1 protein-coding gene (cut by a window edge) is annotated in these 15100 nt (G+C 74.8%); it reads left to right on the forward strand.

Annotation, left to right across the window (positions count from 1 at the left end; genetic code table 11):
* Positions 1-15100: the beginning of a non-ribosomal peptide synthase/polyketide synthase gene (locus ACPPVO_RS25915; protein ID WP_426513741.1), read on the forward strand. 48722 nt of this gene lie beyond the right edge of the window; only the first 15100 of its 63822 coding nucleotides appear in the window; its start codon is at positions 1-3; its stop codon lies off the right edge, out of view.

The following is a 15100-nucleotide window of genomic DNA, read 5'->3' on the forward strand; positions in this document are numbered from 1 at the left end:
ATGCGGACCGTACTGCGACTGACGGGCGACCTGGATGTTCCCGCCCTCATGTCGGTGCTGGAGACGGGAGCGGTCCTCGAGGCCGAGGGGCCGGGCGTCCACCGCCTGGAGCTCGCGGGGGACCACGGCGGGATCGCCGCCGCCTACGCCGCCGCCCGAGCCGGGCAGACCGTCGAGCGCGCCGCCAACGCCGCGGCCAGCGTCGAGCACGCTGCCGCCGCGGCCAGCGTCGAGCACGCTGCCGCCGACGCCGCGGCCAGCGTCGAGCGCGCCGACACCGAGGCCGCTGCGGCCAGCGTCGAGCACGCCGCCGACGCCGCGGCCAGCGTCGAGCCCGCCGCCGCCGCGCCGCGGTACACCCTCGAGCTCACCACCGACCATCCGCGCTCCGCGGGCCGGGACCCGAGCATCGCCGAGGTCCGGGCCGACCCGCCGCTGGGCGCCGGCCGCGACACCGTTCTGGCCGCCTTCGTGGTCCTGCTCGGCCGGTACGCCGGGCAGTCCGACCTCACCATCGGCGTCGCGGACCCGGACACCGGCGAGCTCAGAGCGCTGCGCGCCGACCTGTCCGACGATCCACGCCTCGAGGATCTTGTCCAACGCCTGCGAGAGGGCGCCGCCGACCGGGACGGAGCCGGTCGGCGGCCTTCGTTTCAGGTCGTGTTCGACGCGCCCGGCGCCCGCGAGCGGCGGCTCGGGGCGGGCCGGTGGGCCGGCGGGCTCGAATGCGAGGTACTGACGGCCGACGAGGGAGTCGCGGCCCCCGACGTGGCGCTGGTCAGTCACGGCGACGAGGCTCTGTTGCGGTACCGCCGCGAGCTTTTCGACGAAACGACGGCCCAGCGGCTGCTCGGGCACCTCCGCACGCTCCTGGCCGGCGACCCCACGGCGCGCCTGTCCGAGCTGGCCATGCTCGACGCGGCCGAGTCCCGCCTGGTGCTGCGGGACTGGAACGACACCGACGTGCCGGCCGCCGACGCGGACGGCGTGCACGAGCTGTTCGAGGCGCAGGCCCGGCGCACCCCCGGCGACGTCGCCGCGAGCTGTGGCGCCGAGTCGATGACCTACGCCGAGCTCGACGCCGCCGCGAACCGCTTCGCCCGGCACCTGCGCGTGCTCGGCGTCGGGCCCGAGGTCGTCGTCGGCATCGCCCTGGAGCGCAGCCTCGACATGGTGGTGGCGCTGCTGGGCATCTGGAAGGCCGGCGGCGCCTACCTGCCGCTGGACCCGGACTATCCGCCGGACCGGCTGGCGTACATGGTCGCCGACAGCGGCGCGGCCGTCGTGATCGGCAGCGCGGCCCGGGCCCCGGCGTTCGCCGACCGGGTCGGGACCGTGTCGGTCATCGACGACCCGGTCGTCCGCGCGTCGATCGACGCCCAGCCGGGCACGCCGCTGGGCGCCGTGACCCGGCCCGACCAGCTGGCGTACGTCATCTACACCTCCGGCTCCACGGGTCAGCCCAAGGGCGTGCTCGTCGGGCACCGGGGCGTGGTCAACCGGCTCGTGCGGATGCAGGAGGTGTGGCAGCTGCGGCCGGGCGAGCGGGTGCTGCACAAGGCGCCGCTGAGCTTCGACGCGTCGGTGTGGGAGCTGTTCTGGCCCGTCGTCGTCGGCGGCGAGTGCGTCGTCGCCGAGCCGGGCCGGCACCGCGACCTCGACTACCTCATCGACCTGCTCGCGTCCGGGCGGATCACCGCGCTGCACTGCGTGCCGTCGCTGTTCCGGCTGCTGACCCAGCATCCGGCGCTGGGGGACCTGCCCGGCGTGCGCTACGTGTACTGCAGCGGCGAGGCACTGTCCACAGAGGACGTGACGCGCTTCTACGCCCGCAACTCGACCACCGTCATCGGCAACCTGTACGGCCCGACGGAGGCGTCGATCGAGGCGTCGTCGGCGATCTGCGAGCGCGGCGACACCGGCCTGCCGCCGATCGGCCGGCCCATCGGCAATGTCCGCACCTTCGTGCTCGACGCGAACCTGCGCCCGGCCGCCGTCGGCGTGCCCGGCGAGCTGTACATCGCCGGCGTCGGCGTCGGCCGCGGCTACTCGGGCCGGGCCGCCCTGTCCGCCGAGCGGTTCGTCGCCGACCCGTTCAGCGGCGGCGGTGCCCGCATGTACCGCAGCGGCGACCTCGTCCGCTGGCGCACCGACGGGCAGATGGAGTACCTCGGCCGCATCGACCAGCAGGTGAAGGTCCGCGGCGTGCGGATCGAGCCCGGCGAGGTCGAGGCGGCGCTGCTCGCCCACCCGGCAATCACCGACGCCGTCGTCGTCGCGCGCGGCGAGGCCTCCGACCGCCGCCTCATCGCCTACCTCGTCGCCGAGCCGGCCCCGGGCGCGAGCGAGATCCGGGCGTTCCTGCGCCATCGGCTCCCCGATTACCTCGTCCCGTCGGCGTACGTCGTGCTGCCCGTCATCCCGCTGAACCCCAACGGCAAGGTCGACCGCCGCGCCCTGCCCGACCCGCAGGCCGAGCGGCCCGAGCTGGCCGCGAGCTTCCAGGCGCCGCGGACCCCGACCGAGACCGCCCTCGCCGAGCTGTGGACGGCGCTGCTGGGCGTGGAGCGCATCGGCGTCACCGACGACTTCTTCGACCTCGGCGGCCACTCGCTGCTGGCCACCCAGGTCATGTCCCGGGTGCGCAACCGCTTCCGGGTCGAGCTCGAGCTCGCCGCGCTGTTCGAGGGCCCGACGATTGAGCGGCTCGCCGCGCTCGTCGACGGCGCGGACGGCGGCGAGGTGGCGCCGCCGATCGTGGCCGTGCCCCGCGACGGCGAGCTGCCGCTGTCGTTCGCCCAGCAGCGGATGTGGTTCCTGCACCAGCTCGAGCCGGACTCGGCCGAGTACAACGAGCCCCTCGCCCTGCGCATCAGCGGGCCGCTCGACGTCGACGCGCTGCGCGCCGCGCTCGACACCATCGCCGGCCGCCACGAGGTGCTGCGCACGCGGCTGCTCGGCGACGCGGACGGCCGCGCGTACCAGGTCATCGACGACGCCACCGGCGTGGGTCTCGTGCTGACCGACCTCAGCAATACGGCCGATGCCGAAGGCGGGGAGGCCGATGCCGAAGACGGGAAGGCCGATGCCGAAGGCCGGAAGGCCGATGCCGAAGGCGGGAAGGCCGACCCGGAGGCCGCCGCCCGGGCCTGGGTCGCCGCCGACGCCGTCGAGCCGTTCGACCTCGCCCGGGGGCCGCTCCTGCGCGCCCGGCTGCTGCGCCTCGGCGACGGCGACCACGTGCTCAGCCTGTGCTCGCACCACGTGGTGTCCGACGAGTGGTCCGTCGGGCTGCTGCACCGGGAGCTGACCGCCCTCTACCGGGCCTACCACGAGGGCCGGCCGTCGCCGCTGCCGCCGCTGGGCGTGCAGTACGCCGACTTCGCCGTCTGGCAGCGGCAGTGGCTCAGCGGCGACGTCCTGCGCCGGCAGCTGGACTTCTGGCGGGAGCGGCTCGCCGGCGCCCCCGCGCTGCAGATCCCCACCGACCGGCCGCGGCCGCCGGTGCGCTCCTCGGCCGGCGCCCGCGTGGAGTTCACGGTGCCGCCCGAGGTGACGGCCGGCCTGCGGGCGCTGGCCCGCGACGCCGGCGCGACCACGTTCATGACGCTGTTCAGCGTGTACTCCGTGCTGCTGGCCCAGTACAGCGGCCAGGACGACATCGTGGCCGGCACGCCCATCGCCAACCGCAACCGCGCCGAGACGGAGGACCTCATCGGGTTCTTCGTCAACGCCCTGGTGCTGCGGGCCGACCTGTCCGGCGACCCCACCTTCGCCGAGCTCGTCGGGCGCATCCGGCGCGTGGCCCTGGACGCGTACGCCCACCAGGACCTGCCGTTCGAGCGTCTCGTCGACGCGCTCGTCGACGAGCGCGACCGGTCCCGCACCCCGATCTTCCAGGTGCTGTTCAACTACAACCAGGGCGACGTCGGCGGGGCCGCCGCGCCGGTCGAGTCGGCCGTCGGCATCACCCTGGCGAAGATCCCGTCGCCGATCTCGATCAAGTTCGACCTGCGGCTCATCTTCGACGACGTCGACGGCGGGCTGTCGGGCGCGATCGAGTACAGCACCGCGCTGTTCGACGAGGCCACCATGCGGCGCTGGTGCGACCGGCTGCTCATGCTGCTGGCCGCGGTCGTCGCCGACCCGGCCGCGCCGCTGTCGCGCCTGCCCCGCACCACCGCGGCCGAGCGCCGCGAGCTGGACGGGTGGAACGCCACCGCCGTGCCCGTGCCGGCCGTCGGCGGCCTGCACGAGCTGATCGCCGCCCGGGCCGGGGAGGACGCGACCGCCGTCGTCGCCGGCGGGATCGCGCTCGGCTACGGCGAGCTGGACCGAAGGGCGAACCGGCTCGCCCAGCACCTGCGCCGCCTCGGCGCCGGGCCGGAGACCGTCGTCGGGCTCTGCCTCGGCGCCGGGCCGGACGCCGTCGTCGCGCTGCTGGCCGTGTGGAAGGCCGGCGGCGCCTACCTGCCGCTGGACACCGGGTACCCGCCGCAGCGGCTCGCGTACATGCTGCGCGACAGCGGGGCCATGGTGGTCGTCGGCACCCGCGACGCCCTCGACGAGCTGCCCGCCGGCCGCCTGCGTACCGTCGCGGTCGACGACCCGTTCACCGCCGCCGCGATCGCCGCCGAGCCCGCGGTCGCGCCCGGCGTGACCGTGCGACCCGACCAGCCCGCGTACGTCATCTACACCTCCGGCTCGACCGGCCGCCCCAAGGGCGTCTGGGTCACCCACCGCGGCGTCCTCAACTACGTCCACGCGGTCGCCGGCCCGGCCCGCCTCGGCGGCGCCGGCCACCGGTACCTGCTCCTGCAGCCGATCGCCACCGACCTCGGCAACACCACGATGTTCGTCAGCCTCGCCACCGGCGGCACCCTGCACGCCCCCGGCCACGACATCGCCACCGACGCCGCGGCGATCGCCGCCTACATCGCCGAGCACGACATCGACTACCTCAAGATCGTCCCGTCCCACCTGGCCGCCCTCGCCCGCCAGACCGGCATCGGCGGCCTCCTGCCCGCCCGCACCCTCGTCCTCGGCGGCGAGGCCGCCCCCGCAACGCTCGTCGCCGACGTGCTGGCCGCGGCCGGGGAGCGCGCCGTGGTCAACCACTACGGCCCGACCGAGACCACCATCGGCGTCGCCACCACCGTCCTCGGCGACGGGCCCCTCACCCTCGGCCACGCGTTGCCGAACCTCCGCCTGTACGTCGCCGGGCCGTCGCTGGAGCCGGTCCCGGTCGGCGCGGCCGGCGAGCTGTACGTCGCCGGTCCCGCCCTCGCCCGCGGCTACGGCAACCGCCCCGACCTCACCGCCGAGCGGTTCGTCGCCGACCCGTTCGGAGCCGACGGCGGCCGGCTGTACCGCACCGGCGACCGCGTGCGCCGCCGCAACGACGGGCGCATCGAGTTCCTCGGCCGCGCCGACGACCAGGTGAAGATCCGCGGCTTCCGGATCGAGACCAGCGAGGTCGAGCGGGCACTGCTCGAACACGCCGGGGTCGCGGCCGCCACCGTCGTGGCCCGCGCCGACGGCGGCGAAGCGCGGCTCGTGGCGTACCTCGTCGCCGCCGACGCCACCGCCGGCCTCCCACCGGTCGGGGACCTGCGCGCGCACCTCGCCCGGACCCTGCCCGAGCACATGCTGCCGTCCGCGTTCGTGCGCCTCGACGAGCTCCCGCTGACCCCCAACGGCAAGACCGACCGACGCGCCCTGCCGGCCCCCGACACCGTCCGGCCCGACCTCGCCGAGCAGTACCGCGTCCCGCGCACCCCGACCGAGGAGATCCTGGCCGGCATCTGGGCCGGGGTCCTGGGCCTCGACGAGGTCGGCACCGACGACAACTTCTTCGAGATCGGCGGCCACTCGCTGCTGGCCACCCAGGTCGCCTCGCGCATCCGCGCGGCCCTCGACGTCGAGCTGTCGCTCGTCACGATCTTCGACCACCCGACGGTCGCGGGCCTGGCCCGGATCGTGGAGCGCGGCGCCGCCCGGGTCGAGGCACCGGCCCCCGCCCCGGTCCCGCGGACCGGCCCCCTGCCGCTGTCGTTTGCACAGCAGCGGTTGTACTTCCTGACGCGCCTCGACCCCGATTCGATCGAGTACCATAACATCGAGGCCGTCCTCGTCCGCGGCGAGCTCGACGTCGCCGCGCTGCGGGCGGCCCTGGACGCCCTCGCCGAGCGCCACGAGATGCTGCGCACCCGGCTCGTCGACGGCGACGACGGCCGCGGCTACCAGATCGTGGACCCGCCGTCCGGATTCGACCTGCGCGTCGACGACCTCAGCGACGCGCCCGACCCCCGCGCGGCCGCCCGCGCCCGGCTCGACGCCGACGCCGTGGAGCGCCTCGACCTGTCCGCCGGCCCGCTGCTGCGGGCGCGCCTCATCCGCCTCGGCGACGGCGAGCACGTGCTCGGCCTGCGCTGGCACCACATCGCCTCCGACGAGTGGTCCGCCCTCGTGTTGCGCCGCGACCTCGCCGCCCTCTACGACGCCGCCCGCACCGGCACGCCCGCCCGGCTGCCGGCGATGGCGCTGCAGTACGCCGACTACGCCGCCTGGCAGCGCCGCTCCCTCGGCGGCGACGCCCTGGCCCGCCAGCTGGGCTACTGGCGCGAGCAGCTCGCCGGCGCCCCCGTCCTCGAGCTGCCGACCGACCGGCCCCGGCCCGCCGAGTGGACGCCGGAGACGAGCCTCGTCGAGTTCACCGTGCCCGCCGAGGTCCTGCCCGCACTGCGCGAGGTCGCCCGCCGCGCCGGCGCCACCATGTACATGACCCTCCTCGCCGCCTTCAACGCCGTGCTGGCCCGCTACAGCGGCCAGGAGGACGTCGTCGTCGGCAGCCCGTTCGCCGGCCGCGACCGCGCCGAGGTCGAGGACATCGTCGGCTTCTTCGTCAACATGCTCGTGCTGCGCACCGACCTGTCCGGCGACCCGACCTTCGCCGAGCTCCTCGAGCGCGTCCGGCGCACCGCCCTGGGCGCCTACGCGCACCAGGACGTGCCGTTCGAGCAGGTGGTCCAGGCCGTGCAGCCGGTGCGCCGGCGCGACCGCAACCCGCTGTTCCAGGTGCTGTTCACGATGGACCGCATCGGCGACGAGCGCGTCTGGCTGCCCGGCGCGAGCACGGAGCCGTTCCCGGTGCGCATCCCCGACTCGCAGTTCGACCTCAACCTGCGCTTCGCGGAGCGGGCCGACGGCCTCGTCGGGCTGGTCGAGTACAGCGAGGCGCTCTTCGACCGCGCCACCGTCGAACGCCTCGCCGCGCACCTCGGCACGGTCCTCGCCGCGGTCGCCGCCGACGCCGGCCTGCGCCTGTCGCAGGTGCCGATGCTGACGGAGCCGGACGAGGCGCTCCTGGAGTCGTGGAACGCGACGGCGGTACCGCAGCCGTGGTCCGGCGGGGTGCTGTCGCAGTTCGCGCGGCAGGTCGCCGAGCGGCCCGGCGCGCTCGCGGTGGTGTCCGGCGCCGAGTCGCTGACCTACGCCGAGCTCGATGCGCGGGTGAACCGGATGGCGCGGCAGCTGGCCGCGCACGGCGTCGGCCGCGAGTCGGTCGTCGGGGTGTGCCTGGACCGCGGCGTCGAGCTGCTGGTCGCGGTGTGGGCGATCTGGCGCGCGGGCGGGGTGTACCTGCCGCTGGACCCGGGCTACCCGCTGCAGCGGCTGCTGGACCTCGTCGCGGACAGCGGCGCCCGGGCGGTCATCGGCGACGACCGGTTCCCCGGCCCCGTGATCCGCGACGACGGCGGCCTGCCCGCCGGGCCGGTCGAGGCCGAGGCGCGGCCGGACCAGCTGGCGTACCTGATCTACACGTCGGGTTCGACCGGGCGCCCGAAGGCGGTGCTGTCGCAGCACGGCGGCCTGGCGAACCGGGTCGCGTGGATGCAGGACCGGTACGGCCTCGCGGCCGGCGAGCGGGTGCTGCACAAGACCGCGATCACGTTCGACGTGTCGGTGTGGGAGCTGGTGTGGCCGCTGACCGCCGGCGGCTGCGTGGTGATGGCCGAGCCGGGCCGGCACGGCGACGTGGAGTACCTGGCCGGGCTGGTGTCCTCGGCGCGGGTGTCCGTGCTGCACTTCGTGCCGTCGCTGTTCCGCGAGTTCGTGCGGGCGCCGTGGCCGGACGGGCTGGCGTCGCTGCGGCTCGTGGTGTGCAGCGGCGAGGCGCTGCCGGGCCCCGACGTGGCCACGTTCTACGACCGGCACCCGTCGGCGACGGTGGAGAACCTGTACGGCCCGACCGAGGCGTCGATCGACGTGTCGTGGTTCGCGGTGCCGCGGTCGTCGGACGCGGCCCAGCTGCCGATCGGCGCGCCGATCTGGAACACCCGGCTGCTCGTGCTCGACCGGTCGCTGCGGCCCGTGCCGCCCGGCGTGCCGGGGGAGCTGTACATCGGCGGCACCGGGCTCGCCCGCGGCTACGGCGGCCGGCCGGAGCTGACGGCGGAACGGTTCGTCGCCGGGCCCGGCGGGGCGCGGTGGTACCGGACCGGCGACGTCGCGCTCTGGCGCGCCGACGGGCAGCTGCTGTTCCTCGGCCGGGCCGACCTGCAGGTGAAGGTCCGCGGCTTCCGGGTCGAGCCCGGCGAGATCGAGGCCGTCCTCGGCGCGCATCCGGGCGTCGCCGCGGCCGTCGTCCTCGGCGCCCAGGACCGGCTCGTCGCCTACGTCAAGCCGGCCGGGTACGAGATGCCCACGGTGCCGGAGCTGCGGCGGTTCCTGGGTTTCCGGCTGCCCGAGTACATGGTGCCGTCGGTCTTCGTCGAGCTGACCGCGTTGCCGCTGAACGCCAGCGGCAAGGTCGACCGGGCCGCGCTGCCGGCGCCGGACGGGCTGCGGCCGGAGCTCGACCGCGCGTACGCCGCGCCGGAGGGGCCCGTCCAGGAGCTCCTCGCCGAGGTTTGGGGCGAGCTGCTCGGCGTGGACCGGGTCGGCGTGCACGACGACTTCTTCGCCCTCGGCGGGCATTCGCTGCTCGCCACGCAGATCGTGTCGCGGGTGCGCTCGGCGCTCGCGGTCGAGGTACCGGTGAAGGCGCTTTTCGACACTCCGACCGTCGCCGGTCTCGCCGCCGCCGTCGACGCCGCCGCCCCGGGCGCGGTCGCCCCGCCGATCGTGCCCGTCGGCCGGGACCGGCCGCTGCCGCTGTCGTTCGCGCAGCAGCGGCTGTGGTTCCTCGACCAGCTCGAGCCCGGGTCCGCGGAGTACATCATGCCCGCCCCGATCCGGCTGCCCGGCCCGCTGGACACCGCCGCGCTCGGCGCCGCCCTGACCGCCCTCGTCGCCCGGCACGAGGTGCTGCGCACCCGGCTCGTCACCGACGACGCCGGCGAGCCGCACCAGGTCGTCGACCCGCCGGCCCCGATGGCGCCGCCGCTGGTCGACCTGTCCGGGCACGACGACCCGGCCGCGGCCGCCGACGCGTGGCTCGCCGCCGACGCCGACGCGCCCTTCGACCTCGCCGCCGGTCCGCTGCTGCGGGCCACTCTGCTGCGCCTCGCCCCCGAGGAGCACGTGCTCGCCCTCACCATGCACCACGTCGCCGGCGACTGGTGGTCCGACGGCATCCTGCGCCGCGAGCTCGCCGCGCTGTACCAGGGGATCGAGCTGGCCCCGCTGCCGGTGCAGTACGCCGACTTCGCCGCCTGGCAGCGCACCTGGCTGACCGGCGAGGTCCTCGACCGCCAGCTCGGCTACTGGCGCGACCGCCTCGCCGGCGCCGCCGTGCTCGACCTGCCCACCGACCGGCCGCGGCCCGCGATCCGCGCCAGCGCCGGCGCGATCGTCGAGTTCGCACTGCCGGCGGCGACCACGCAGGGCCTGCGCGCCGTCGCCGCCGCCAGCGGGGCCACCCTGTTCATGACCCTGCTCGGCGCCTGGACCGCCCTGCTGGCCCGCTACACCGGCCAGGACGACATCGTCGTCGGCACCCCCATCGCCAACCGCAACCGGGCCGAGACGGAGGGCCTCATCGGGTTCTTCGTCAACACGCTGGTGCTGCGGACCGACCTGTCCGGCGACCCCACCTTCGCCGAGCTCCTCGGCCGCGTCCGCGCCGCCACCCTCGCCGCCTACGACCACCAGGACCTGCCGTTCGAACAGCTCGTCGACGGCCTCGGCGTCGAGCGCGACCGGTCCCGCACCCCGCTGTTCCAGGCCGCGTTCGACTTCCAGCCCACGACCGACGACGCCTGGCAGCGCCGCCGCGACACCATCCGCGCCAAGTACGACCTGCGGCTCGTCCTCCTCGAGGGCGACGGCGGGCTGACCGGCGAGGTCGAGTACAGCAGCGCGCTCTTCGACGCCGCCACCGTCCGCCGCCTCGTCGAGCACCTCAAGGTGCTGCTCGCCGCCGTGGCCGCCGCCCCGTCCCGCCCGTTGTCGGCCCTGCCGCTGCTCACCGCGGCCGAACGGACCCGGCTGCTCGAGCGGGACAACGCCACCGCCGCGCCGCTGCCCGCCGTCGCCGGCGCCCACGAGCTCATCGCCGCCGCGGCCGCCGCCGGGCCCGGCCGCCCCGCCGTGCGCGCCGGGACCGAGGTCGTCGTCTACGCCGAGCTCGAACGGCGCGCCAACCAGCTCGCCCACCACCTGCGCGGCCTGGGCGTCGGCCGGGAGTCGGTCGTCGGCCTGTGCCTGCCGCGCGGCATCGACGTCGCCGTCGCCCTGCTCGCCGTGTGGAAGGCCGGCGGCGCCTACCTGCCCCTGGACCCCGGCCACCCCGAGCGGCGGCGCGCCGACATGGTCGCCGACAGCGGCGCGACCGTCGTCATCGGCCACGCCGCCACCGTCGCCGGCGGCCGCAACGCGGTGGTGCTCGACGACCCCGCGGTCCGCGCGGCCCTCGACGCGGAACCGGCCGGCGCGCCCGCCGTCGACGTCCACCCCGGTCAGCTCGCCTACGTGATGTACACGTCCGGCTCGACCGGGCGTCCCAAGGGCGTCCAGATCACCCACCACGGCCTCGTCAACTACCTCGCCTGGGCCGCCCGCGCCTACGAAGCCGGCGACGCGCCCGTGCACTCGTCCCTCGGCTTCGACCTCACCGTCACCAGCCTGCTCGTCCCGCTCGTCGCCGGCGCCACCGCCGTCATGGTCGCCGCCGACGACGGCATCGACGGGCTCGTCGACACCGTCCGCGACCCCGGCGGCTTCGGCCTGGCCAAGCTCACCCCGGCCCACCTGCGCGCCCTCGCCGACCTGCTGACCCCGCCGCAGCTGGCCGCGGCCGCCCGCCGCCTCGTCGTCGGCGGCGAGGCCCTCACCGCCGCCGAGGTCGGCCCCTGGCTCGAGCACGCGCCCGGCACCGTCATCGTCAACGAGTACGGCCCCACCGAGACCGTCGTCGGCTGCTGCGTCTTCGAGCTCACCGCCGGCGACCCGGTCACCGGGGCCGTCCCCATCGGCCGGCCGATCGCCAACACCCGCCTCTACGTCGTCGACCGCGCCCTGAACCCGGTCCCGTCCGGCGTCGCGGGCGAGCTGCTGATCGGCGGCGCCGGCGTCGCCCGCGGCTACCTCGGCCGCCCCGACCTCACCGCCGAGCGGTTCATCGCCGATCCCTTCGCAACAGACGGATCCCGGGTGTACCGCAGCGGCGACCTCGTACGCCGCCGGCCCGACGGCGAGCTGGAGTACCTCGGCCGGGCCGACACCCAGGTCAAGATCCGCGGCTACCGCATCGAGCCCGGCGAGGTCGAGGCCGCGATCCGCGAACAGGCGGGCGTATCCGCGGCGGCCGTGGTTGCCGACGGTTCACGCCTGGTCGCCTACGTCGTCGGCGAGTGCTCCGTGGAAGGGCTGCGGGAGCGGCTGCCCGAGTACATGGTGCCGTCGGTGTTCGTGGAGCTGACGTCGCTGCCGCTCAACCGCAACGGCAAGGTCGACCGCGCCGCCCTGCCCGCGCCCGGCCCCGCGCCCGTCGGCGAGTACGTCGCCCCGGCCGGCCCCGTCCAGGAGCTCCTCGCCGCCGTCTGGGCCGACATCCTCGGCGCCGAACGCGTCGGCGCCGACGACAACTTCTTCGCCCTCGGCGGCCACTCGCTGCTGGCCACCCGCGTCGTGTCCCGCATCCGCGCGGCCCTCGGCGTCGAGGTACCCGTCGCCGCCGTGTTCGACGCCCCGACCGTCGCCGGCCTCGCCGCCGCCGTCGACGCCGCCGCGCCGGGCGTGGCCGCCCCGCCGATCGTGCCGGTCGGGCGCGACCGCCGGCTGCCGCTGTCCTTCGCCCAGCAGCGGCTGTGGTTCCTGAACCAGCTGGAGCCGGACTCGGCCGAGTACAACATGCCGATCGTCATCCCGGTGCCCGACGACGCCGACGTGGCCGGCGCGCTGCGGCAGCTGGTGGAGCGGCACGAGGTGCTGCGGACCCGGCTCGTCGCCGGCCCGGACGGCCTGCCGCACCAGGTGATCGAGCCGGCCGGCCCGATCGACCTGCCCGTGCTCGACGGTTCGGTCGAGGAGTGGCTGTCCGGGCCGGCCCGGATGCCGTTCGACCTGGCGGCGGCGCCCCCGATGCGGGCCGCCCTGCTGCCGGCGGGCCCGTTCCTGGCGCTGGCCATGCACCACGTGCTCGGCGACGAATGGTCCGAAGGCATCCTGCGGCGGGAGCTCTCGGCCCTGCTCGTCGGGGAGACACTGGCGCCGCAGCCGGTCCAGTACGCGGACTTCGCGGCCTGGCAACGGCAGTGGCTCACCGGCGACGTCCTCGACGGGCAGCTGGCCTACTGGCGCCGCCGCCTCGACGGCGCGCCCGCACTGGAGCTGCCGACCGACCGCCCCCGCCCGGCCGTGCGCGGCAGCGCCGGCGCCGTCATCGAGTTCGCCGTGCCGGCCAACGTCATCGACGGGCTGCGCGGCCTGGCCCGCGAAGGCCGGGCGTCGATGTTCATGACCCTGTTCGGCGCCTTCACGGTGCTGCTCGAGCGGTACACCGGCCAGAGCGACATCGTCGTCGGCACGCCGATCGCGAACCGGAACCGGGCCGAGATCGAGAGCCTCATCGGCTTCTTCGTCAACACGCTGGTCCTCCGCACGGACCTGTCCGGCGACCCCACCTTCGCCGAGCTGCTCGGGCGGGTGCGCGCCGGGACCCTGGCCGCGTACGCGAACCAGGACCTCCCCTTCGAACAGCTCGTCGACGCCCTCGGCGTGCCCCGGGACCGCTCCCGGACGCCGCTGTTCCAGGTGCTGTTCGACTACGGCCGTCACGAGGGCGTCGCGCCGGCGGTCAACGGGGCGGCGGACCCGATGCCGGCGGTCTACGACCTCAGTGTGAGCTTCAACGAGTACGACGTCGGGCTGGTCGGGGAGGTGCAGTACAGCACGGAGCTCTTCACGGAGGCGACGGCGCGGCAGATCGTGGCCCACCTCGGTGCCGTGCTGGCCGCGGTGGCGGCTACTCCTGGCCGTGCGCTGTCTCGGCTTCCGCTGCTGTCTTCGGCGCCTTGGCGTGGTGCTGCGCTCGCGTTGCCGGCGGTCGGGGGTGTGCACGAGCTGTTCCCGACGTCGTCGTCTGCGGTGGCGGTGCGGGCTGGTGATGTGTCGTTGACGTTCGCGGAGTTGGATGCGCGGGCGGCGCGGTTCGCTGGTTGGCTCGTCGCACGGGGTGTGGGTGCGGAGTCGGTGGTGGGTCTGCAGCTGCCACGGGGTGTGGACCTGGTTGTGGCGATGCTGGGTGTGTGGAAGGCCGGTGCTGCGTATCTGGCGCTGGATCCTTCGTATCCGGTCGAGCGGCTGGAGTTCATGGTCGCGGATGCGGGCGTGTCGGTTGTGGTCTCGGCGGTGGAGTATGGGGATCCGTTCACGGCGACCGTGCATTCGGCCCAGGCGGCCTGTGTCATTTACACATCTGGGTCGACGGGTGTGCCGAAAGGCACGGTCGTGCCGCACAGTGCGCTGTTGGGGGTGCTCGGCGGCTGGTCGGCGGTGGGGTTCACCGGGCATTCGTGGTTGACGCTGGCCAGCGCCAGTTTTGATGTGTTCACGGGTGATGTGGTGCGCGCGCTCGCCGCTGGGGGCACTCTCGTGATCGGCGAGGTCGGCGCTCAGCTCGACACTGCCGCCTGGCACGGGTTGCTCACGACGGCCCGGGTCGAGGCGTTCGAGTCCGCGCCCCGGTACGTCGACGAGTTGGTCTCCTACGTCGAACAGACTGGCCTCGAGCTGCCGGATCTGCGCCTGGTCGTCGTCACCACCGACGTGTGGCGGCTCGAGTCGGTGGCCCGGGCACAGCGTGTGCTGGGGGTTCGTGTGCTCACGGCGTACGGGGTCACGGAGGCTTCCGTTGATTCCACGTTCTGTGAACTGTTTGACGATGGGGTGGGGCCGGCGCCGATTGGTGGGCCGTTGCCTGGGGTTGAGTTGCAGGTGTTGGACGCCGTGCTGCGGCCTGTGCCGTTGGGTGCGGTGGGTGAGCTGTTCGTCGGTGGCGTGGGTGTCACCCGGGGTTATGTGGGTCAGCCGTCGTTGACGGCGTCGCGGTTTGTTGCGGCGGCTGGCGGGTCGCGGTGGTATCGGACCGGGGACCGTGTGCGGCGCACGGCCGCTGGGTTGGAGTTCCTTGGGCGGGCCGACTCGCAGGTGAAGGTGCGTGGGTACCGCATTGAGCCTGGTGAGGTCGAGTTCGCGCTGACCCGGCATCCTTCGATCGACGCTGCCGTGGTTGTTGCGGATGAGCTGGATCGGTTGGTGGCGTATGTGGTGCCGGCCGTGCCGCCGGTGGAGGAGTTGCGGGCGTTCCTGGGTTCGCGGTTGCCGTCGTACATGGTGCCGGCGGTTTTCATGGGCCTGGATGTGCTGCCGTTGACGCCGAACGGGAAGGTCGATCGGGGCGCGCTGGCTGGGGTGCGGGCGGAGGTTGACGGCTTTGTGGCGCCGCGGACGTCGGTGGAGGAGTTGCTGGCTGGGGTGTGGGGCGGGCTGCTTCGGGTGTCGCAGGTCGGGGTACACGACGATTTCTTTGCGCTTGGTGGGCACTCGCTGCTGGCGACACAGGTCGTGTCGCGGGTGCGGGACGTGTTCGGCGTCGAGATTCCGGTGGCCGCCGTGTTCGATGCGCCGACGGTTGCGCGGCTCGCGGCCGTGGTCG

Source organism: Dactylosporangium sp. McL0621 (assembly GCF_049995355.1).
Lineage (GTDB): Bacteria > Actinomycetota > Actinomycetes > Mycobacteriales > Micromonosporaceae > Dactylosporangium.